Below are 21,903 nucleotides of genomic sequence, written 5' to 3'. Positions count from 1 at the left end.
ACGTCCCGATAGAGCCCATCAGCGCACGACGGCGGCCCGTGCGCCTACCGCGAGCGCCCCAGGACCCCGGCCGGCGACCCGCGGGGCGGCGCCGGGCGGCGCGGCCCCGGGTCGGTGGGGCAGGGTCCGGTGGGCAGGGTCTCCTGGGGCGACCATCGTCTGGATCGTGGCCGTGGCGCGAGGACCGGGCAAGGTCAAATGGTGCGGTGGGGGAGATGGCCCGGTGCGATGACGGCCGCGTGTCGCGCGGAGAGCTCGTGGTGCTCGGTACCGGGAGCCTGGTTCCCACCCGCACGCGCAACCACAACGGGTACGTCCTGTACTGGGACGACCAGGCGACCTTCTTCGTCGCAGGCGGTCCGGAGCACGGACGGTCGAGCGAGGGCGCAGGTCCGGCCGTCGTGGTGCCGCGTGTGCCGGGGGAACGGTCCCGCGCGCCGGCCGTCGCGGCGCGGCACCATCCGGTCAGGAGGTCACGGCGCGCAGCCGGGCCGGGGCTCCGGCGGGTGCGGCAGCGGGTGCGCCCGCCGCGAAGCCTGCCGACATCAGGTCGCCCACCGCGTCGAGGTCGTCCTCGAAGAGGCCCGCGTAGGTGGACAGCGTGAGCATCGGGGACTCGTGGCCCAGCAGGCGCTGCACGGCCTTGACGCTGGCGCCGCCCGCGATGGCGAGGGACGCGGCGGTGTGTCGCAGGTCGTGCAGGGTGAGCGTGTCGAAGTCCTCGGCGCCCGGGCCGACGGTGGTGCGGGCCAGCGTCGTGAGCAGCCGGGTCCGGCTGACCTTCTGGCCGCGGGTCATGCCCTCGCGGTGCGCGCGGTCGAGGTCGGCGAGCGCCGCCCAGGTGTCCGGTCCACAGGTGCCGGTCGGTTCGATGCCGTGCCTTGACTGGATCCGCCGGACGCGTTCCGCCAGGACGTCGTCGTAGGCGGTGCGGCCTGCCGGGCGCAGGCGGACGGGGCCGCCGGGCCCGGCGCCGGGTGGCGGAGCGTCGGACGGTGCGGCCGAGGTCCGGTCGACGATCTCCGAGATGATCGACACCGCCGCGCCGGCGGCGCGGACGGCGGGGCGGAAGGCCGAGCGGTCGAAGCTCTCGCGGCGCAGCGGGGTGCCGGTGCTGCCGGGGAACAGGAGGTCGTCTGGGGCGCGGCCGGTCATGAGGGAGGCGACGTCGTCGGCCACGGCGGCGGGCAGCGGCACCTCACGGCGTGCGTGCGTCTTGGTGTCGCCGAGCAGGAGGGTGCCGTCGTCGAGGCGGGTGTAGGCCTTGCTGACGGCGAGGCGGCCGCGCAGCGGGTCGACGTCGGACACCGTCAGGGCGCTCACCTCGCCCCAGCGCAGGCCGGTCAGGGCGCTCAGCAGGACCAGGGTGCGCGACGGCGTGCCCGGGGAGCCCGTGGCGTCGGCGACGCGGCGCAGCTGCTCGTGCGTGAGGTAGCGGTGCGGCTTGGTCTTCGGCGCGCGGGGGAGTGCGGTGACCTTGCCCGACGCCGACCGGGCCGGGTTCGCGGGAAGCCTGCGGGCGTCGACGGCGGCGTCCAGGAGGGCGACGAGAAGGCGCACGGCGTCGCGGCGGCGTGCCGGGGACGCCGTCGTGCCCGTCGTGGGGGAGGCCATGGTGGCCGACCAGCCGGTGACGTCCTCGTGGACGACCTGCCGCAGCGGCACGTCACCGAAGCGGGGAGCGACCAGGGAGCGGAACCGTTCCCGCTCGGCCTCGAGGGTGCGGGGCGCGCGGTCGGCGCGGCCTGCCTGCCACGCGTCGAACCACGCGGCCACCGTGATGCGGGAGGCTGCCGGGTCCACCCACTCGCCCCGCTTGCCTGCCTCCTCGAGACGCCGCGCGGTGCCGAGCGCCTCCCGCCTGGAGGCCATCTGCCGGGTGCTGCGCAACCGTCCGTCCACGCGGTACCGCCCCACGTGCGCGGTGCGCCCGGCACGGTCGGTCCGGCTCTCGGTATAGGCCATGCGGGAAGACTAATCGTCCGTCGCCCGGTCGCCCGGTCGCCCGGTCGCCCGTCCGGTCGGTAGTTCCTTGAGTGATCGGCAGATTGAACGACCGATTACTCAAGGAACTACCGACCGGACGGGCGCCCGGGCGCCTCATGACCGACCTCGCCGCCGCGCGCGGGAGCCGGTCTAGCTGCCGCTCACGCTCCGCACGGCGCCCGCCACGGCCTCCGCGACACGCTGGTCGAACACGCCCGGGATGATGAACGCGCTGTTCAGCTCGTCCTCGCCGACGACGTCCGCGATCGCCACCGCCGCGACGCGCAGCATCTCGGTGGTGATCTCCTTCGCGCCCGTGTCGAGCAGCCCGCGGAACAGGCCGGGGAACGCGAGCACGTTGTTGATCTGGTTCGGGTAGTCGCTGCGCCCGGTCGCCACGACGGCCGCCGTCTCGCTCGCCGCGATCGGGTCGACCTCGGGGGTGGGGTTGGCCAGGGCGAGGACGACGGCGTCGTCGGCCATGGTGGCGATGTCGGCGCCGGTGAGGATGTTGCCGGCCGAGACGCCGATGAACACGTCCGCGCCCTGCATGCCCTCGGCGAGGGTCCCGGTGAAGTCCTCGGCGTTGGTGTGCTGCGCGATCCAGTCGCGGTGCGGGTCGCCGCTCGGGCTGCCCGCACGCAGCGCCCCGGACCGGCCGAACGCGACGACGTGCTGCGCGCCCTGCGCCTTCAGGAGACGGATGATGGCGTTCCCGGCGGCCCCGACGCCGGACACGACGATGCGCACCTCCGGCAGCTTCTTGTCCACCACCTTCAGCGCGTTGATCAGCGCGGCGAGCACCACGATCGCGGTGCCGTGCTGGTCGTCGTGGAAGACGGGGATGTCGAGCTCGGCGCGCAGGCGCGCCTCGATCTCGAAGCAGCGCGGCGCGGCGATGTCCTCGAGGTTCACGCCGCCGTACACGGGCGCGAGGGCCTTGACCGTGCGGATGATCTCCTCGGTGTCGGTCGTGTCCAGGCAGACGGGCCAGGCGTCCACGCCACCGAACTGCTTGAACAGCGCGGCCTTGCCCTCCATGACGGGCAGGGCCGCCGCCGGGCCGATGTCGCCGAGCCCGAGCACGGCGGTGCCGTCGGTGACGACGGCGACCGTGTTGCGCTTGATCGTCAGGTGGCGGGCGTCCTCGGGGCGCCGTGCGATCGCCTCGCACACGCGGGCAACGCCCGGCGTGTACGCGCGCGACAGGTCGCGGCGGTTCCTGATCGGCGCCTTCGTGGAGACCTCGATCTTCCCGCCCAGGTGCATGAGGAACGTCGAGTCGCTGACCTTGAGCACGCGCACGCCCGGCAGCGCGTCGAGCGTCGCGACGATGCGGTCCGAGTGGTCGGCGTCGACGGCGTCGCAGGTCACGTCCACGACGAGGCCCTCGTTCGTGGAGTGGGCGATGTCGACGCCGGTCACGGCGGCACCCGCATCGGCGACGGCGCCGACCACGGTGCTGGTGGCGCGCTGCGAGGCCGGGACCTCGACGCGCAGGGTGATGGTGTAGCTGGGGCTGGGCAGAGCCAAGGGTCTCTTCCTCCTGTGGTCCCGGGGCGTGCGAGACCGGCCGGCCGGCAGGTCGGCGACGACCGCGGTCGAAACGGTACGAACGGGACTCGTGGTGTGATGAAGCGAGCAGAGAGGCAGATCCGTGGCGTGGGTCGCGGGTCTGCGGGCGGCGCACGGAGAGAGGCTTGTGGAGCCAAGGATGGCACCTGCGAGGTCGTCGCGCGAAGCCCGTCGGCGTGTCCAGGTAGATTGACCGCCATGCGCGTTCTCGTCTCCGGCGGTGCCGGCTACATAGGCTCCCACACTGTCCTGGCCCTGCTCGAGGCGGGGCACGACGTCGTCGTCGTGGACGACTTCTCGAACAGCAAGCCGACGGTCCAGGGCCGTCTCGAGGCGCTCAGCGGCAAGCACGTCCCGTTCCACTCGTTCGACCTGACGAACACGGAGAAGACCGAGCAGCTGTTCCTGCACGAGCAGCTCGACGCCGTCGTGCACTTCGCCGGGTTCAAGGCGGTGGGGGAGTCGGTCTCCGAGCCGCTCGCCTACTACCGGAACAACCTCGACGCCACGTTCTCGCTCCTGCAGGCGATGCAGAAGAGCGGGGTCTCGAAGTTCGTCTTCTCCTCCTCGGCGACGGTGTACGGCGAGCAGGCGCCCGTCCCCTACCAGGAGGGCTACGACAGGCTGTCGGCCTCCTCCCCGTACGGGCAGACGAAGGTCGTGATCGAGCGGGTGCTGGCCGACGTCGCGGCCGTCAACGACGGCTGGAAGGTCGCGCTGCTGCGGTACTTCAACCCGGTCGGGGCGCACCCGTCCGGCACGATCGGCGAGGACCCGCAGGGCATCCCGAACAACCTCATGCCGTTCATCGCGCAGGTCGCCGTCGGCCGCCGCGAGCGCCTGACCGTGTTCGGGGACGACTACCCGACGGCCGACGGCACCTGTGAGCGGGACTACATCCACGTGATGGACCTGGCTGAGGGGCACGTCGCGGCGCTGGAGCACCTGGAGGACTTCGAGGAGCCGGTGCGGGCGTACAACCTCGGGACGGGCAAGGGCACGTCGGTGCTGGAGATGCTGCACGCGTTCGAGCGGGCGTCGGGCAAGGTGCTGCCGTACGAGGTGGGGCCCCGGCGGGCGGGTGACCTGGCGGCGTTCTGGTCGGACCCGGCGCGGGCGAACACGGAGCTGGGCTGGACGGCGACGCGCACGATCGACCAGATCTGCGAGGACACGTGGCGCTGGCAGTCGGCGAACCCGCAGGGCTACCCGGGCGAGTGAGCGGGGACCCGACCGGGCGACCTGGCGGACTGCCCCGCCCGCACCACCGACGTTCAGGAGCATCGTGCGCGCCGTAGTCCGAAGCATCTCCGACCGTCTTCGGTTCCTGTTGCAGGCCGAGCTGCAGTACGTGCTCGGTTTGCTCGGGTTCCTGCTCGGGCTGGTGGTGGCGTTGCCGCGCCTGCCGGTGTGGCTCTATGCCACTCTCGCTGTCGCGACCGCGGGTATCAGCCTCGCGGTCGTCCTGCGGGAGACGACAGTCCTGGGGCGTCGCTGGTCACGCTGGGTGATGGCGCCGCGATCCTTGCCGTTGCAGTTCGACGGTGATCCGTCGGTGCCGGGGCTTCCGGTACTCATCCGGTCGCGGGAGGGAACGATCGCCATCGACCCTGCGCTCGACCGGCGGCTCCCGGAAACCCCGGTGCGCGCGGAGATGGCTCCCGACGTGTTCGACCTGCCGGAGCGTCTCGCGGGGATCTCTCGGTACGTGATGGCGCGTAGCGGGCAGGGCCAGTGGCCGTTCAACGGGCAGAACGTGCGTCTCGCCACCAACATCGACGCGACGTGGCTGGACCGGGAACGACCCGCCGTCGTCCAGGCGAGCGACTTCTTCTCTCTCCTGTGCTCCAACGAGCTCACGAAGTGGGACATCACCTCCCCGGACGGCCCGTTCGGGTTTCGCGAGGAGTTCCTGTTCGACGAAGGGGGCAACTTCCGCCCTCTGGAATCGAGCCACCTCAACAACTCGATCGGGACATCGACACTAGCGGTCACCACGGACGACCATCTGGTGGTCACGCTGCAATCGACCAGGTCGCAGGCAAGCTCGGGTCGGCTCGCGCCGTCAGGGTCCGGGGCCCTGGAGCCCAGAGACCTCACCCCCGGCTCGACGTTGCAGGAGTTTGTCGGCGAGGGGGCCGAACGTGAGCTGAGTGAGGAGACCACGATCCCGCGGGCAGCCGTCGCGGCCACGGCCGTCATCGGCTACGGGCGCTGGCTGGACCGTGGTGCCAAACCGGAGTTCTTCAGCGTGTCCGCGTTGACCGTCTCGTCGCGGGACTTCTCCCGCAAGGGGATGATCCACGGGCTACTCAAGGAGGAGCGCCTGTGGACGCAGACCATCGACTTCGCCCCGCTCGATCTGGAGGCCCCTTCTCGTCCCGGTTCGAGCGAAGGGGTTGCCTCCAGCAGGTTGGACGGATCCACAGGCCGGGCGCCGTGCTGGCGGGAGACGGGGTTGGCCGATCTGTCGACGCTCCCTGGGGAACCATCCGTACCGCTGGACGCTGCCCTCGACGCCCTGGTTCGTGCGCTGCGCGCCGAGCCTGGCCTGTTGACGCGCCTGCGCGGAGGCGCCGCGCGGGAGGGAACCCGGGCCTGAGCCGTCAGTTCTGCTCCTCCCGGGCCTCCTCGAACGCGCGGACGACGTTCCAGGGGATCTTCTCCTCGGGTTCGATGACGTAGCCGTTGTTCGCCGCCCAGGCGCGGATCGCCTTCGGGCCCGCGCCGGTGGCGGCGGCCGGGCGGTCGCTGCTGCCGGCGTTGTCCACGACCTTCGGGAAGTCGAGCGGCGTGGCCTCCACGATGGGTTCCAGCACCACCGACCACGGCACCCCGAGCACCGTGGCGAGCCGGAACAGCTCCCGCCGTTCCTCCTGGGCGTAGCGGTCTTCCCCGATCGCCTGGGCGATCAGGGCGTTGATGAAGAGCCGGTGCACCCGCGCGAGGTCGGGCACGTGCAGGAGGGCGGCGACCTCGCCGAGCGTCCGGAGGGTCGCCGCGCTCCCCGCGCCGTTCGTGCTCCTCCGCCCGTTGCGGCTCCCGCCCGGGGGCTCCGGGATGTGCCCGTGGCCGAGCGCGTCGGCAAGGAGGGACAGGTAGGCGTGCTCGTGGCCGAACGTGCCGACGGCGCCGTCGGCGAGCTGGCGGGCGTTCAGGTGCTCGAAGGTGATCACCGGGGCGGCGGGCGGGGTCTCCCGTCGGCGCTGGCGCTGGGCGGCGGCGCGGGTCTGTCGCTCGGGCCACGGGTACACCCAGGCCCGGAGCGTGACGCTGGTGAGCTCGGGGACGGGGGCGACGCCGGCGACACCGGCGATGAACCGCACGAGGAGCTCGGCGGTGGCGCGCGCCTCTCCGCGTCCGGTGTCGTCCGGGCCGGTGACGCCGGCCGCCGTGCAGCAGTCCGCGAGCCGGCGGCGGCCCAGCCGGGGCAGGTAGGTGAAGCTGGCTTCCTGGGTGGTGACCTGCGCGATCGCGGGGACGTCCCATCCGGCGCGCCCCAGGATGCGGCGCAGCATCTCGACGCCGAGGCGCCCGTTGTGCGTGACGACGGCCATCTGGTTCAGCAGGTTGCGCAGGCGGGTGCCCTGGTCGGCGAAGGTGCCGTCGTCCAGGATGCTGTCCCACTCGTCGACGAGCCCGCCGCGCTCGTCGAGCCGGAGCACGGACAGCTCGCTGACGGTGTCTCGTTCCAGGTCGAGCCCGGTGGTGGTGATGCCGAGGACGGCGTACGCGGGCTTGCCGATGTCCGACCTGGCCAGTGTCATCGTCTCGTAGCTCCCTTGCCGCGCTGCCTGGGGTCGACGGCCGTGCCGCGTGGGCCGCCTGAGGGGGGCGTGGTGCCGCCCGCGCGTCGCCGTCGGGCATAGCGTGCCACCAGCACAAATAGTCCGAAAGTTGAATCGCCGGTGAAAGCGCTGCTACCCGGGGGCGAAGTGTCCCGGACACGCCCGGATCGCGGTCACTGGTAGCGCCCTGGCCTGCGTGAATGCACAATGGTTTGCGGATTGTCACAAGTTGGACAAGGAATCGCGACCGACGGCGCGCACGGGTTCGCCGTCGTCGGGGAGCGAGACGCGGAAGGCGAGGTCGGGCATGGCGAAGCTGACGGTCATCGACTGGCGCGCGCTGGCGGCGCTCGGTCTGGGGATCCCGTACGCGGCACTCTGGCTCGCCGAGGCACAGGCCTCCGGTGCGGGCCTCACCGGCGACGTGCCCAGCTGGCTCGAGTGGTGGTCGGAGGCCGTCGCGGACATCACGAGCACCGGGGAGCTCACGTTCCCGATCTGGTTCGTGGCCCTGGTGCTGGTCCTCGGAGGCGCCGCGCTCGCCCTCGAGCCCGCGGTCCGGGCTGCCGACGACCGGCACTACCCCGTGATCAACCTGATCGTCGCGTTCGGGATGCTCGCGGCGTTCGCCGTCGCGGCATGGACCGTCGGCACCGACTACTACGCCGCATGGACTGGTCCGTGAGCCGGTCCGTGCACCGCGCCGGCGACGCGACGCGGTGCACGGAGCGACACCTCACAGGGCGCCGATCGCGGTCGTGACCACCCGGCCGAACACCCAGCTCCCGAGGACCACGAGCGCCAGGAGCGCGGCGGCGGACGTCAGCAGCGGGATCCACCAGCTGATCTCGCGGGGCGCGGTGTAGCGGTCGTCCCCCGGTCCGGGCCCCGACCCGAGCCCTGGGCCGGAGAGGTCCCCGCGACCGATGGTGATGTTGCTCATGGCTCGTACCCCCTTGCTGCCGTCGCCTCTGCCCGACGACGGCGTCTCGATGCGTTCCCTGCCGAACGCCTCTCTTCCATAGACGCACGAGACCCGGCAGACCGTTGCTGTCACGCGGTCACGGTCCCATCACGATGCGCCGAGCGAATCGGGCAATGTTTGGGACCCGGGGCAATCCGCCGCCCAGACACCCGCTGCGGGCCCCGGAACCGCGCCGTTCCGGCGATCGTGCACGGGCTCGACGGCGACGGGCGCGGGTTCGCTGCACGCCTGCCGCGGCGCGATCGGGCGGCCGGTGGCGTCACTGATGTTTCGGTGTCGTCTCGATTGGGCCGCTATCCGCGTGCTGTGTTGCTGCTGCGCAACATTGCATGGTTACGGTTGGCGCGCCTCAAGCGGGGCAAATTCCCCGCAAAAGGCACCACTGAAACCGACCAGGGAGTAAGCCCATGCGAACCCGCGGAAAGCTCAACGTCGCGGCCGGCCTCGTCGTCGGCCTCGGGGCCAGTCTGACACTCACGGCGTGCGGCGGTGACGACTCGTCCGGCGGAGGCGACGGCCGCCTCAGCGACGTCAGCATCACGGTCGGGTCAAAGGACTTTACCGAGAACATCCTGCTCGGGGAGCTGTTCGTCCAGGCCCTGCAGGCAGAGGGTGCCGACGTCACCCCGCAGACCAACCTCGGCGGTACCTCGGTCGCGCGCGATGCGCTGCTGGCCGGGGAGATCGACGTCTACCCCGAGTACAACGGCACCGGCTGGACGGTGCACCTCGGGCACGACGACCCGAGCAGCGACCCGGAAGAGCTCTTCCAGATGACCGCTGACGAGGACATCGAGAAGAACAACATCCTGTGGGCCGGCAGCACGCCGTTCAACGACACCTACGGCTTCGCCGCCAACGGCGACCTGGCTGCCGAGGAGGGCGGCTTCGACTTCCAGTCGATGGCCGACTACCTCGAGGCCAACCCGGACGCCGTGGTCTGCATGGAGACCGAGTTCCCGGACCGGCCCGACGGGCTCGTCCTGTTCGAGGAGGCCACCGGCTACGAGGTGCCCCAGTCGCAGATCCAGATCCTCGACACCGGCCTGATCTACACGGAGACCGCGGACAACAACTGCGACTTCGGCGAGGTCTTCACCACCGACGGCCGCATCGAGGCGCTCAACCTCGAGCTGGTCGAGGACCCGGGCGTCATGATCCTCTACAACGCCTCCTACACCTTCGACAACGACGTGTACGAGGAGAACGCCGAGGTCTACGACGAGCTCATCGACGGCATCTTCAGCCCGCTCGACGAGGCGAAGATGGCCGAGCTGAACGGCCTGGTCGACGTCGAGGGCGAGACCGTCGAGGACGTCGCGGCCGAGTACCTCGAGGAGCAGGGCCTGGCCTGAGGCGCTGCGCCCAGGTCCTGACCGGTCAGGCCCCCGCCCGGAACGTCCGGGCGGGGGCCTGACTCGTGAGCAGGGGAATGCGGGCCCTCAGAGGCCTCGCGGGTGAAGGAACTTCTCGGCCAGCGCGCCGAGCCAGTCGAACGTCAGCGCGACGAGCGCGACCAGCACGGCACCGACGATCAGCACGTCGTCCTGGTTGAGCTTCAGCCCGGAGTTGATGGTGATCCCGAGCCCGCCGCCGCCGATGAGGAACGCGAGCGTGGCCATACCGATGTTGATGATCATCGCGGTCCGGATGCCCGCCACGATCACCGGCACCGCGAGCGGCAGCTCGATCCGCAGCAAGGTCTGCCGCCGCGTCATCCCCATCCCGCGGCCCGCCTCCAGCGTGTTGCGGTCCACGCTGTCGAGGCCCACCATCGTGTTCCGCAGCACCGGCAGGATCGCGTAGACCACCAGGGCGGCGATCACGGTGCGGCCGCCCTGGCCCATCATCGCCAGGAAGATGACCAGCAGACCGTACGCGGGCAGCGCCTGCCCGGCGTTCGCGACCGTCAGCACCGCGGGGCCGATCCGGCGCACCCCCGGGCGGGTCAGGAGGATGCCCAGCGGCACCGCTGTCGCGATCACGAACAGGGTGGACCAGAACGCGATCTCCAGCTGCTGGGTCAGCTGCGGCCGCAGCTTCGTGTCCCAGTCCAGCGCGGAGGAGACCTGCGTCAGCGCCGTGTCGCCGATGCCGAGGCTCTGGTAGTAGAACCAGAGGGTGGTCGCCAGCGCCACGATGAGCAGAGGTGCCACGGTGAGCGAGTACCGGTGCCAGAGCCGGGTGGCGCGGGTACCGTCCCGCACGATCGGGGCCGGCCGCGTGCCGGCCGGGTCGGGCAGCTTCGCGACGGCCGGGGCAACGTCCGTCATGACGCGGCCTCGAGCTCGTCGTAGTGCTTCTTCGCCTCGTCCTGGGCGACGCGCAGGGCGTCGCTCAGGTGGCTCAGTTCCACCACGCCCGCCGGCGTCCCGGCACCGTCCACCACCAGGGCCTTGCCGTCGGCCGTACGCAGCATCTCCTCCAGGGCCTCGTAGAGGGTCGAGTCCGTGGTGATCGTGCCCGTCAGGTCGTCGCCGTTCGTGCTGCCGTCGTCGAACGGGGCGAGGTCGAGGTCGCCGACGCGCTCGAACGTGAGCCCCTTCATCGCGGTGCCGGCGCCGATGAAGCTGCGCACGAAGTCGTCGACCGGGTAGGCGAGGATCCGCTCGGGGGTGTCGGCCTGGTGGACGACGCTCTCCTTGCCGAGGATCGCGATCCGGTCGCCCATCTTGATGGCCTCGTCGATGTCGTGCGTGACGAAGACGATGGTCTTCTTCAGCTCCTCCTGCAGGCGGAGGAACTCGTTCTGCAGGCTCTCGCGAGTGATCGGGTCGATGGCGCCGAACGGCTCGTCCATCAGCATGATCGACGGGTCCGCGCCGAGGGCCCGGGCGACGCCCACCCGCTGCGCCTGCCCGCCCGACAGCTCCTTGGGGTAGCGGCCGCCGTACACGTGGGGGTCGAGCCCGACCATGTCGAGCAGCTCGTCGACGCGGGCGGCGATCTTCTTCTTGTCCCACTTGAGCATCTTCGGGACCGTGGCCACGTTCTCCGCGATGGTCTGGTGCGGGAACAGCCCGATCTGCTGGATCACGTACCCGATCTGCCGGCGCAGCTGGTCCGGGTTCACGTCGGTGACGTCCTCGCCGTCCAGGTAGATGCGGCCGCTCGTGGGCTCGATCATCCGGTTGATCAGGCGGAGCGTGGTGCTCTTGCCACAGCCCGACGGACCCACCAGGACGAGGATCTCCCCGGGTTCGATGTCGAGAGTGAGCTCCGCGACCGCCGGGGTGCTGGTCCCCGGGTAGATCTTGCCCACGTGGTCGAGTCGGATCTTCGGTTCGACTGCCATGAGAGTTCCTTACCTTCGCGTTCAGGCCCGCAGGCCGCGGGAGCTGGTCAAGCGCTGGACGAGCGACAGCAGGACGTCGAGCACCAGGCCGAGGACGACGGTGAAAATCGTCCCGACCCAGACGGACTCCACGCTGTTCGGAAGCCCGAGCCGCGTCAGGCCGCCCTGGATGAAGGTCCCGAGACCGCCGCCGCCCACGAGGATCGCGATCGCCGCGATGCCCACGGTCAGCAGCGTCGAGATCCGTACGCCGGTCATGATCAGCGGCCACGCCAGGGGGAGCCGGACGCGCAGGAGCTGCTGTGCGGGGCTCATCCCCATGCCGCGGGCCGACTCGACCACCGCCGGGCTCACCTCGTCGAGGCCGGTGACGGTGTTGCGCAGGATCGGCAGAATCGCATAGAGGAACAGTGCCATCATCGCCGGGCTGTCTCCCGGCCCGACCAGCGGGATGAAGAGCGCGAAGAGCGCGAGCGCCGGGATCGTCAGGAAGATTCCCGAGACCGCCAGCGCGATGGCCTTCTGAGTAGGTCGTGACTGTACGTAGATCCCCAGCGCCACGGAGAACACGGTCGCGAGGACCACGACGGTCACGGTCATCTGAGCATGTTCGAGGGTGGCTTCCAGGACGTCGTCACCGTGCTTGACGACGTATTCCCACCAACTTTTGAGTCCGTCCACGCGTACCTTCCACAAGGATGCCGCCAATCGGCCCTTTTGGGGTCGTCACCATACACAAGCCTGACACGCGGAATGTAAAAGGGTGGCAACGACACTGCAACATGACGTCGCCGTGACACATCTGAGACCATTCGGCGCGCCAAGATCGTGCGTCCCGAGATCGTGCGTCGCACCCGCCGGCATCGTCCTCCCACCGACCGTCGTCGGCCGGGGCACGGGGACGGCCGGGCCCGGACGGTCCGGCTGGACTGCCGGGCCCCGGGCCGCGACCATCGGACCATGACCACCACCACCGACGCCGAAGCCGACGCCGAGCGTCTGCGGACCCTCGTGCGGCTGCGCCGGGTGCGGGACCGGATCGACCGGGAGTACGCGGAGCCGCTCGACGTGGAGGCCCTGGCGCGCGGGGCGCACCTGTCAGCGGGCCACCTCAGCCGGGAGTTCCGGCGGGCGTACGGGGAGTCGCCGTACTCGTACCTGATGACGCGGCGGATCGAGCGGGCGATGGCGCTGCTGCGGCGGGGAGACCTGAGCGTGACGGAGGTGTGCTTCGCGGTGGGCTGCTCGTCGCTGGGAACGTTCAGCACGCGGTTCACGGAGCTGGTCGGCGTGCCGCCGAGCGTGTACCGGACCGACGGGGCCCAGGACACGGCGGGGATGCCGCCGTGCATCGCGAAGCAGGTGACGCGGCCCGTGCGGAACGGTGCCGGTCGCAGGCCCGGCGGGCAGCCCGGCGAGCCGGTCAGGAATCAAGAAGCGCCGTCGTCCGCCCGCGCCTAGCGTCGTCGGCATGGACACCATCACGATTCACCACTCGTTCCTGCCGCACACCGACCCGGAGGCGTCGCTCGCGTTCTACCGTGACGTCCTGGGCTTCGAGGTCCGCAACGACGTCGGCGGCGGCGCGATGCGCTGGATCACCGTCGCGCCGGCCGGTTCCGGCACCTCCGTGGTGCTGACGCCGCCCGCGGCGGACCCCGGCATCACCGACGACGAGCGCCGGACCATCGCCGAGATGATGGCCAAGGGCACCTACGCGACGCTCGTGCTGGCCACCACCGACCTCGACGGCACGTTCGACAGGATCCAGGCGGCGGGCGCCGAGGTCGTCCAGGAGCCGGTCGACCAGCCGTACGGCATCCGGGACTGCGCGTTCCGCGACCCGGCGGGCAACCACGTCCGCTTCAACGAGGTGAGGTGACCCGCCACGACCGGTCGCACGAGACGACCGGGCAATGGCGTAGAAGCGCACGACGCACCAGGCCAGGAGTGGTCGGCGGGACCCTGACGCGGGTCGTGTCAGCGTCCGGCAGTACGGTGCGGGAAGCATCGCAAGAGTCGGGAGCCGCGCCGTGGAGAGCGAGACCATGAACGTCAGCATGAACAGGACCGAGTCCGCCGTGCCGAGCGCGGGCGGCGCTCCGGCGTCGCCCCGCCCGGCCGACGACCACGACCTGATCCGGGTCCGGGGCGCGCGGGAGAACAACCTGCGGGCCGTCGACGTCGACATCCCGAAGCGCCGGCTCACGGTGTTCACCGGGGTGTCGGGCTCGGGCAAGAGCTCGCTGGTGTTCGGCACGATCGCCGCGGAGTCGCGGCGGCTGATCGACGAGACGTACTCGACGTTCGTGCAGGGGTTCATGCCGTCCCTGCCGCGGCCCGACGTCGACCACCTCGCCGGGATCACGACGGCGATCCTGGTGGACCAGGAGCGCCTGGGCGCGAACGTGCGCTCGACGGTGGGGACGGTGACGGACGCCAACGCGATGCTGCGCAGCCTGTTCAGCCGGATCGGGGAGCCGTACGTGGGGCCGCCGCCGGCGTTCTCCTTCAACATCCCGACGTCGACGGCGAGCGGGGTGATGAGCACCGAGAAGTCCGGTGGCACGGTCTCCAAGGCCATCGTGCGCAAGCAGGTGTACCTGGGCGGCATGTGCCCGGAGTGCGAGGGACGGGGCAGCGTCTCGGACCTCGACCTGTCCGTGATCGTGGACGAGTCCAGGTCGCTGAACGACGGAGCGATCCTGGTGCCCGGCTACACCGCGGACGGGTGGATGGTGAAGGGATACGCGGAGTCCGGGTTCGTGGACCCGGACAAGGCGATCAAGGACTACACGGCCCAGGAGCGCGCGGACTTCCTGCACAAGGAGAAGACCAAGATCAAGGCCCTCGGGATGAACATGACCTACCAGGGCCTCATCCCCAAGATCCGGGAGTCGATGTTCAGCAAGGACGTCGAGTCGCTGCAGCCGCACATCCGGCGGTTCGTCGAGGCCGCGGCCGTGTTCGGGCCGTGCCAGGCGTGCGGCGGGTCGCGGCTCAACGAGTCCGCCCGGTCCGCGAAGATCCAGGGCAGGAACATCGCCGAGGTCTGTGCCCTGCAGATCACGGACGCCGCGCAGTGGGCGCGCACCGTCTCCGACCCGGGCGTCGCGCCGCTGATCGGGGGCCTGCTGCACCTGTTCGACGCCTTCACCGACATCGGGCTGGGCTACCTGTCGCTGGACCGGCCCGCCGGCACGCTGTCCGGGGGAGAGGCTCAGCGCACCAAGATGATCCGGCACCTCGGGTCGGCGCTCACGGACGTCACCTACGTGTTCGACGAGCCGACGATCGGCCTGCACCCGCACGACATCCAGCGGATGAACAACCTGCTGGTGGACCTGCGGGACAAGGGCAACACGGTGCTCGTCGTCGAGCACAAGCCGGAGGCGATAGCGATCGCGGACCACGTCGTGGACCTCGGCCCGCGCGCCGGGTCCGAGGGCGGCACCGTCTGCTACGAGGGGACCGTCGACGGGCTGAAGGCCGCCGACACGCTCACCGGGCAGCACCTCGGGTACCGGGCCGAGCTCAAGGAGTCCGTGCGCGAGCCGGACGGCGCGCTGGAGATCCGCGGCGCGGACCAGAACAACCTGCGTGGCGTGGACGTCGACGTGCCGACCGGCGTGCTGGCCGTCATCACGGGGGTGGCCGGCTCCGGCAAGAGCTCGCTCATCCACGGCAACCTGGGCGGGCGCGAGGGCGTCGTGGTCGTCGACCAGGGCGCGATCAAGGGGTCGCGCCGCTCCAACCCCGCCACCTACACCGGGATGCTGGAGCCGATCCGCAAGGCGTTCGCCAAGGCGAACGGCGTCAAGCCGGCGCTGTTCAGCGCGAACTCCGAGGGTGCCTGCCCCACCTGCAAGGGCAACGGCATGATCTTCACGGAGCTCGGCTTCATGGAGACCGTGGCCACGCCCTGCGAGGACTGCGGCGGCAAGCGGTTCCAGGCCGCGGTGCTGGAGCACCGGATGGGCGGGCTGAACATCGCCGAGGTGCTGGACCTGTCGGTCGCCACGGCGTACGAGTACTTCGGGGAGCCCGAGTCCAAGGTGCCCGCCGCACGCAAGATCCTCGGGCACCTGCGGGACGTCGGGCTCGGCTACCTGAAGCTCGGGCAGCCGCTCAACACGCTGTCCGGCGGGGAGCGCCAGCGGCTCAAGCTCGCGATGCACATGGGTGACGAGGGTGGCGTCTACGTCCTGGACGAGCCGACGACCGGCCTGCACCTGGCCGACGTCGAGAACCTGCTGCGGCTGCTGGACCGGCTGGTCGACTCCGGGAAGTCGGTGATCGTCATCGAGCACCACCAGGCGGTCATGGCGCACGCGGACTGGATCATCGACCTGGGACCGGGCGCCGGGCACGACGGCGGGCGCGTGGTGTTCTCGGGGACGCCGGCGGACCTGGTGCGGGACGGCTCGACGCTGACGGGGGAGCACCTGGCGGAGTACGTGGGGACGTGACCCGCGCCGGTGCGCCCGTGTCAGGATCAGCCCCTATGCTCGCGTCATGACGCCGATCCCAGGGGTGATGAAAGCGGTGCGGCTCCACGGTCACGGGGGCCTCGACCAGCTTGTCTACAGTGACGACGTCCCGACGCCCGAGCCGGCGCCCGGCGAGGTGCTGATCGACGTCCACGCCTGCGGCATGAACAACACCGACGTGTGGGTCCGCGAGGGCGCCTACGGGTCCGAGACCGACTCCGGGGCGGTCTCCACGTGGCGGCGGGGCCGCTCCACGCTGACGTTCCCGCGCATCCAGGGCACGGACACGGTCGGCGAGGTCGTGGGGGTCGGCCCGGGCGTCCCGGCGGAACGGATCGGGGAGCGGGTGATGGTGGACTTCAGCATCTACAACCGCCCCGAGGGCGACGACAGCCTCGCCGACATCGACTACATCGGGCACGGGCGCGACGGGGGCTACGCGGAGTACGTCACCGTGCCGGCCGAGAACGCCTACGAGATCACCGCCGATATCGGCGACGCCGAGCTGGCCACGTTCTGCTGCGCCTACCTGACGGCCGAGCAGATGCTCGACCGGGCGCGGCTGGGCGCGGGGGAGCGGGTGCTGGTGACCGGAGCGTCGGGCGGCGTCGGTTCGGCGATCGTCCAGCTGGCACGGGTGCGCGGTGCGGTCCCGTACGCCGTCTCCAGTGCCGGCAAGGAGGACGCGCTCCGGAGGATCGGTGCCGAGGACGTCGTGCGGCGCGACGCGCCCGACCTGGTCGGCGCGGTCGGGGACATGGTGGACGGCCCCGTGGACGTCGTCGCCGACCTGGTCGCGGGGCCGATGTTCAACGACCTGCTCCGTATCCTGCGGCCTGAGGGCCGCTACACGACGGCCGGCGCGATCGGAGGGCCGGTGGTCGACCTGGACCTGCGCACCATGTACCTCAAGCAGCTCGAGCTGCACGGGTCGTCGCAGGGGACGCGCACCGCGTTCCGCCGGCTGGTGCGCTACATCGAGGACGGGAAGATCCGGCCGCTGCTGGACCGCACGTTCCGGCTGTCGGACTTCCACGAGGCGCAGCGCACCTTCGTGAGCAAGACCTACATCGGCAAGCTCGTCGTCGTGCCGGACCGGCACTGGAACACCGTGGGAGCGCAGCATGCGGCATCGTGAACGGACCCTGGAGCTGCTGGACACGCAGTCCGGGGGAGACGTCAGCCGGATCGTGACCTCGGGCGTCGAGCCGCTGCCGGGCGCCACGGTGCTGGCCAAGGCCCGCTACCTGCAGCACGACGGCGACGGGCTGCGGCGGCTGCTGCTGTCCGAGCCGTACGGCGACCCGGCGATGTCGGTGGACCTGATCGTGGAGCCGTCGCACCCCGAGGCACAGGCCGGCTACATCATCATGGAGGCGATGGGGTACCCGCTGTACTCCGGGTCCAACACGATCTGCACCGCCACGGCGCTCCTGCAGAGCGGCGCGATCCCGATGCGGGAGGGCCTGCAGAACGTGGTGCTGGAGTCGCCCGCCGGGCTGGCGCGGATCGTCGCGCGCGTCACGGACGGGCGGGTCGTGTCGATCACCACGCAGGGCGAGCCCGCGTACGTGGCCGACCAGGACCTGAGCGTCGATGTGCCGCACTACGGCGAGGTGCGGTTCGACCTCGTGTGGAGCGGCGCCTACTACGCGCTGATCGACGCGGCACGGCACGGGTTCACCCTCGGGTCCGAGGAGCAGATCGCGCTGGCCGCGTTCGGTGACGCCTTCGTCCGCGCCGCCCGGCCCGGCCTGCGCCAGGAGCACCCGGAGTTGGGCGACGTCGGCCCGCTGCCGTTCGCTCACTTCCGGGGGCCGGTCCAGGAGACCGGCCGCACCGACGACGGCCACGTGCGGTACGAGTCGCCGTCGGCCACCTACGTGCACCCCGGCGTGATCTGCCGCAGCCCGACCGGGACCGGGACGTCGGCCCGGCTCGCGCTGATGGCCCGGCACGGTCAGATCGGCGAGGGCGACTCGCTGGAGACGATCTCGCCGCGCGGCAGCCGGTTCGTCGGCACGGTCCTGGAGGACGCGCGGGTCGGCGACTACCCGGCGCTGCACTCCACGATCACCGGCTCGGCACGCCTGATGGCGCACTCACGCATCACCGTCGACCTGGACGACCCGCTGGTGGACGAGTCCGACCTGGAGCACGTCCTGTCGGTCCCGGGCTGAGGGTGGCGGCCGCTCCGGAACGGCGCGCGACCGGCCGCTCCGGCGGCCCGTCCGGCCAGGCCACGCTTCGCTGGATCACGTGAACCGATAATGCACATTATGTCATTTCGGCGGCGAGGAGGGTGGCGAGATCGTCCACGACCTCCCCTTCGGCCCCGGCGCGTCGCGCACCCGCAGCGCAGCGCGACGCGCCGTCAACTGTCCGGACGCCGGTGTCGCTCCGGGCTCCGGTCGGCAGCCCCGGGATCAGTCTGCGGGCGTCGGCAGATCGTCTCGACGATCCACGGACGGCTGCCGCAGGCATGCCGCGGGAAGGTCGCACGCACGCCGACGGCGCACGACGGTGCCGCCGGGTTCACACCGGCGCTCGCGAGCTCCCGCCCGGCGCCCCGCACCGCCCCTCCCGGCCTCTGACGGTATACAACGGTGTATAGCGCAACACAACGGTCTTGCCACTCTTCTCGGACATCATCTCCGGCACCCGGTCCGACAGGCACCCGATTCACTGCCCCGCCCGTCGGATGTCAGTGTCTCCACATACTCTGACCTGCATGGTTGCACCACCACGTCTGGAACGCATCACCGTCTCGGAAGCGGCGGCCCGATACCTGGCCGTCGTCGAGGTCGACGCCGTCCGGGAGGTCCTCTCCCCCGCCACCGCCCGCAGCTACTCGCGCGACGTGCGCGAGTTCGCACGGCTGGCCGGCCCCGCCACGGTGCTCGACGACATCAGCGGCTCCGACGTGGACGCCCTCCTGGTGCGCTACCAGTCCGCACCCGACGCCCGGTTCACCGACCCCGGCGTCAAGCCCGGCCCCGGCCGCTCCACCGCGACCGTCAACCGGTTCCGCCAGTCCGTCTCACGGTTCTTCACCCACGCGGCCCGCGAGTGCTGGGTCCAGGCCGACCCCATGCAGTGGGCCTCTCCCCCGGCCAAGAACCGCGCACCGCTGCGCTCCGCCCGCACCGCGCTGTCCGCCGGCGCGGCCCGGTCCCTGCTCACGGCCGACGCCGCCGCCCCGGCGCGCACCGACCAGAACCTCGCCGCCCGCGACCGGCTCGTCCTCGCGCTCCTGCTGGTCGTCGGCCCGCGAGTCTCCGAGCTGGCGCGCGCCGACGTGACCGACCTCACCCGCGGGGACGACCACACCGTCTGGCGGATCCGCGGCAAGGGCGGCAGCACCCGCACCGTCGCGCTCAGCCCGCCGCTCGCCGCCGCGCTGGACGAGTACCTGACCACCCTCCGGCCCGGCCTCGCCGCCCGCCGCCCCGACGACACCGACGCCCAGCGCGCCCTCCTGCTGTCCTGGCGCGGCCGGCGCGTGGACACCCAGGCGATCCGCGGCCTGCTGCGCCGCGCCGTCGACCGCATGCCCTCCCGCACGCGCCGCGAGGCCACCCCGCACGCGCTGCGCCACACCACCGCGACCCTGCTGGTCGCCGAGGGCTGGGACGTCAAGGTCGTCGCCGAGCTCCTCGGCCACGCGTCGATAGCGACCACGGGCGTCTACCTCGACCGGATCGACGGCGAGCTCGCCGCCGCGGTGCGCGCGCACCCGCTCACCCAGGACTCACCCTGACCCGCACCCTGCGACCACCGCCCGGAGCCCGGCTGCACGGTCCCCACGCGCCCCGTTGTGCCGCGACATTCCCCACCTGCCGGTAACGTGAGCCTGTGCCGTCACGCAACATCCCCGGACTGACCATCGACATCGCGCCCGACCTCCTCCGCCGGGCGCGGAGGTTCGCGCTGCGTGCCGGGCTCGCCGCCGCCGCCGCACCCGTGACGCTCGCCGCCGCGCTGACCGTCACGGACGCGATCCGCCGCCGCATGCACCCGCTCACGGCGACCTTCCCGACGGAGAAGCCGCTCACCGAGTACGTCGACGAGACCGCCACCACCCTCTACACGTACGGCGCCGACCTGTACGACTCCATGCTGGAAGCCATCCGCGCCGCCGAGCACACCGTCATGCTCGAGACCTACATCTGGAAGAACGACCAGGTAGGGCAGCACTTCAAGCAGGCTCTCATCGATGCCTCCGCCCGTGGCGTCAAGGTCTACGTCATCGTGGACGGCTTCGCGAACCTCGTGGTGCCCCCGAGCTTCTTCCGCTTCCCGGGCGACGTGCACCTGCTGAGCTTCCCCGTGCTCCGCCCGGGCATGGCCGCCCTCAACATCCGCAAGTCCGGACGCGACCACCGCAAGATCCTCGTCGTCGACGACCGGATCGGGTACGTCGGCGGCTACAACATCGGCTCCATGTACGCCACCCAGTGGCGCGACACCCACATCCGCCTCGAGGGCCCCGCCGTCTGGGAGCTGCGCAACGCGTTCGTCGACTTCTGGAACCGGCACCGCACCGGCCGCCTGCCGCTGCTGACCGACGTCGGCTCCGTGAGCTGGCTGCCCCACCTCAAGGCTGCCCGCAACGCGCCGTCCGAGCTCGTGTTCCCCATCCGCGGGCTCTACCTCGACGCCATCGACCGCGCCACCGACCACGTCTACATCACGCAGGCCTACTTCATCCCCGACCACGACATCCACGACGCCCTGCTGGCCGCCTCCGCCCGCGGCGTCGACGTCCGCGTCCTGGTCCCCCACCGTTCCAACCACGTCGTCGCCGACTGGCTGGCCCGCGGCCAGTACACGTCGCTGCTGCGCGGCGGCGTGCGCATCTTCCTGTACCAGGACGCCATGGTGCACGCCAAGACCGCCACCATCGACGGCCGCTGGACCACCATCGGGACCGCCAACATCGACCGCCTCAGCCTCACCGGCAACTACGAGGTCAACCTCGAGATCGTCGACGCCCCGCTCGCCGCCCGCATGGAGGACGTGTTCCGCCTCGACCTCACCAACGCCCGCGAGCTCACCCTCGACCAGTGGTCACGGCGCTCGCGGCTCGCGAAGGTCGGGGAGGCTCTCATCTCCCCGCTGCGACCCCTGCTCTAGCTTGGCTCTCAGCCCGCGTTGCGGGTCTTGTCGCGCTCGCGGCGGCGGCGCGTGAACTCGTCGTCGCTGCCGGTGAGACCGTCGTCGTCGCCCTGCCCGGCGACGGGCCCGAACGACTCCGTGGGGAGCTCGGACAGCGTCCCCTCGATCTCGCGCCACACCCGGCCGACGGCGATGCCGAACACTCCTTGGCCCCCCTGCACAAGATCCACGACCTCGTCCGCGGACATGCACTCGTACACGGACGCGCCGTCGGACATCAGGGTGATCTGCGCGAGGTCCTCGACGCCGCGCTCGCGCAGGTGGGTGACCGCGGTGCGGATCTGCTGGAGGGAGACCCCCGTGTCGAGCAGCCGCTTGACGACCTTGAGCACGAGGATGTCGCGGAAGCTGTACAACCGGTGCGTGCCCGAGCCGGTGGCCGGCTTGATGCTCGGCTCGACCAGGCCGGTGCGTGCCCAGTAGTCGAGCTGGCGGTACGTGATCCCGGCGACGCTGCACGCCGTGGTGCCGCGGTAGCCGGTCGTCGCGTCCCGCTCGGTCAGGTCCTCGCCGAAGAGGAGACCCTGAGCGCCGTGCGGGATCGGTGCGCCGGCAGCTCTGACCTCACCATGGGTGTTCACTGTGCCTCCTGGAAGTGTCATGACC

At 71.2% G+C, this 21,903-nt stretch carries 19 protein-coding genes; 11 read left to right on the top strand and 8 right to left on the bottom strand.

Annotated features, from left to right (window positions below; translation table 11 throughout):
* Positions 1 to 465: 465 nt before the first annotated feature.
* Complete coding sequence (locus ACYU96_RS10930; protein ID WP_460752922.1) at positions 466 to 1,965, bottom strand: tyrosine-type recombinase/integrase; 1,500 nt, start codon at positions 1,963 to 1,965, stop codon at positions 466 to 468.
* Between the two features lie 171 nt (positions 1,966 to 2,136).
* Complete coding sequence (locus ACYU96_RS10925) at positions 2,137 to 3,519, bottom strand: malic enzyme-like NAD(P)-binding protein (RefSeq protein WP_460752920.1); 1,383 nt, start codon at positions 3,517 to 3,519, stop codon at positions 2,137 to 2,139.
* Positions 3,520 to 3,759: 240 nt separating this feature from the next.
* Here ACYU96_RS10925 and galE point away from each other — a divergent pair, with 240 nt between their 5' ends.
* Entirely contained in the window at positions 3,760 to 4,782 is a 1,023-nt protein-coding gene (gene galE, locus ACYU96_RS10920; protein WP_460752917.1) for a UDP-glucose 4-epimerase GalE, read from the top strand.
* Positions 4,783 to 4,846: 64 nt separating this feature from the next.
* The gene (locus ACYU96_RS10915; protein ID WP_460752914.1) at positions 4,847 to 6,163 is read left to right on the top strand and encodes a hypothetical protein; all 1,317 of its coding nucleotides are present in this window, start codon (positions 4,847 to 4,849) and stop codon (positions 6,161 to 6,163) included.
* 4 nt (positions 6,164 to 6,167) lie between these two features.
* Here ACYU96_RS10915 and ACYU96_RS10910 read toward each other — a convergent pair whose 3' ends face one another.
* A complete protein-coding gene (locus ACYU96_RS10910) occupies positions 6,168 to 7,328 on the bottom strand; it encodes a hypothetical protein (RefSeq protein WP_460752911.1) in 1,161 nt (386 codons plus the stop codon).
* A 328-nt stretch (positions 7,329 to 7,656) separates the two neighbouring features.
* Between ACYU96_RS10910 and ACYU96_RS10905 the strand changes: the two genes are divergently transcribed.
* Complete coding sequence (locus tag ACYU96_RS10905) at positions 7,657 to 8,034, top strand: hypothetical protein (RefSeq protein WP_460752908.1); 378 nt, start codon at positions 7,657 to 7,659, stop codon at positions 8,032 to 8,034.
* Between the two features lie 51 nt (positions 8,035 to 8,085).
* Here the strand turns inward: ACYU96_RS10905 and ACYU96_RS10900 are convergent, their stop codons facing one another.
* Positions 8,086 to 8,292, bottom strand: coding sequence for a hypothetical protein (locus ACYU96_RS10900; protein ID WP_460752905.1), 207 nt, complete (start codon positions 8,290 to 8,292; stop codon positions 8,086 to 8,088).
* Positions 8,293 to 8,741: 449 nt separating this feature from the next.
* Between ACYU96_RS10900 and ACYU96_RS10895 the strand changes: the two genes are divergently transcribed.
* Entirely contained in the window at positions 8,742 to 9,689 is a 948-nt protein-coding gene (locus ACYU96_RS10895; RefSeq protein ID WP_460752902.1) for a glycine betaine ABC transporter substrate-binding protein, read from the top strand.
* A gap of 87 nt (positions 9,690 to 9,776) precedes the next feature.
* Here ACYU96_RS10895 and ACYU96_RS10890 read toward each other — a convergent pair whose 3' ends face one another.
* Genes ACYU96_RS10890 through ACYU96_RS10880 form a run of 3 tightly spaced genes read right to left on the bottom strand, consistent with a single transcriptional unit; the run spans position 9,777 to position 12,310 of the window.
* Complete coding sequence (locus tag ACYU96_RS10890; RefSeq protein ID WP_460752899.1) at positions 9,777 to 10,607, bottom strand: ABC transporter permease; 831 nt, start codon at positions 10,605 to 10,607, stop codon at positions 9,777 to 9,779.
* Positions 10,604 to 11,629 carry an ABC transporter ATP-binding protein gene (locus ACYU96_RS10885; RefSeq protein ID WP_460752896.1) on the bottom strand — a complete coding sequence of 342 codons (1,026 nt, stop codon included), beginning with the start codon at positions 11,627 to 11,629 and terminating at the stop codon, positions 10,604 to 10,606. The genes ACYU96_RS10890 and ACYU96_RS10885 overlap by 4 nt, the downstream gene beginning before the upstream one ends.
* Positions 11,630 to 11,650: 21 nt before the next feature.
* On the bottom strand, positions 11,651 to 12,310 hold the full coding sequence (locus ACYU96_RS10880) for an ABC transporter permease (protein ID WP_460752893.1): 660 nt from the start codon (positions 12,308 to 12,310) through the stop codon (positions 11,651 to 11,653).
* Positions 12,311 to 12,589: 279 nt separating this feature from the next.
* Here ACYU96_RS10880 and ACYU96_RS10875 point away from each other — a divergent pair, with 279 nt between their 5' ends.
* The 7 genes from ACYU96_RS10875 (at position 12,590) to ACYU96_RS10845 (ending at position 21,255) form a co-directional block, all read left to right on the top strand.
* The gene (locus ACYU96_RS10875; protein ID WP_460752890.1) at positions 12,590 to 13,090 is read left to right on the top strand and encodes a helix-turn-helix transcriptional regulator; all 501 of its coding nucleotides are present in this window, start codon (positions 12,590 to 12,592) and stop codon (positions 13,088 to 13,090) included.
* Positions 13,091 to 13,100: 10 nt separating this feature from the next.
* Positions 13,101 to 13,511 carry a VOC family protein gene (locus ACYU96_RS10870; protein WP_460752887.1) on the top strand — a complete coding sequence of 137 codons (411 nt, stop codon included), beginning with the start codon at positions 13,101 to 13,103 and terminating at the stop codon, positions 13,509 to 13,511.
* A 178-nt stretch (positions 13,512 to 13,689) separates the two neighbouring features.
* The gene (locus ACYU96_RS10865; RefSeq protein ID WP_460752884.1) at positions 13,690 to 16,098 is read left to right on the top strand and encodes an ATP-binding cassette domain-containing protein; all 2,409 of its coding nucleotides are present in this window, start codon (positions 13,690 to 13,692) and stop codon (positions 16,096 to 16,098) included.
* A 46-nt stretch (positions 16,099 to 16,144) separates the two neighbouring features.
* Complete coding sequence (locus ACYU96_RS10860; protein ID WP_460752881.1) at positions 16,145 to 17,257, top strand: alcohol dehydrogenase family protein; 1,113 nt, start codon at positions 16,145 to 16,147, stop codon at positions 17,255 to 17,257.
* Positions 17,244 to 18,299 (top strand): proline racemase family protein, encoded by a 1,056-nt coding sequence (locus tag ACYU96_RS10855; RefSeq protein WP_460752879.1) that lies wholly within the window; start codon positions 17,244 to 17,246, stop codon positions 18,297 to 18,299. The genes ACYU96_RS10860 and ACYU96_RS10855 overlap by 14 nt, the downstream gene beginning before the upstream one ends.
* A 551-nt stretch (positions 18,300 to 18,850) precedes the next feature.
* Entirely contained in the window at positions 18,851 to 19,879 is a 1,029-nt protein-coding gene (locus ACYU96_RS10850; RefSeq protein WP_460752876.1) for a tyrosine-type recombinase/integrase, read from the top strand.
* 95 nt (positions 19,880 to 19,974) lie between these two features.
* Positions 19,975 to 21,255 carry a phospholipase D-like domain-containing protein gene (locus ACYU96_RS10845; protein ID WP_460752873.1) on the top strand — a complete coding sequence of 427 codons (1,281 nt, stop codon included), beginning with the start codon at positions 19,975 to 19,977 and terminating at the stop codon, positions 21,253 to 21,255.
* 8 nt (positions 21,256 to 21,263) lie between these two features.
* On the opposite strand, the gene ACYU96_RS10840 is transcribed toward ACYU96_RS10845, so the two are convergent.
* Positions 21,264 to 21,899 (bottom strand): MerR family transcriptional regulator, encoded by a 636-nt coding sequence (locus ACYU96_RS10840; protein WP_460752870.1) that lies wholly within the window; start codon positions 21,897 to 21,899, stop codon positions 21,264 to 21,266.
* Positions 21,900 to 21,903 lie beyond the last annotated feature (4 nt).

It is taken from the genome of Myceligenerans cantabricum (assembly GCF_054777735.1).
The sequence above is the reverse complement of the archived record's forward strand: the minus strand, read 5'-3'. Positions and strand labels throughout refer to the sequence as shown.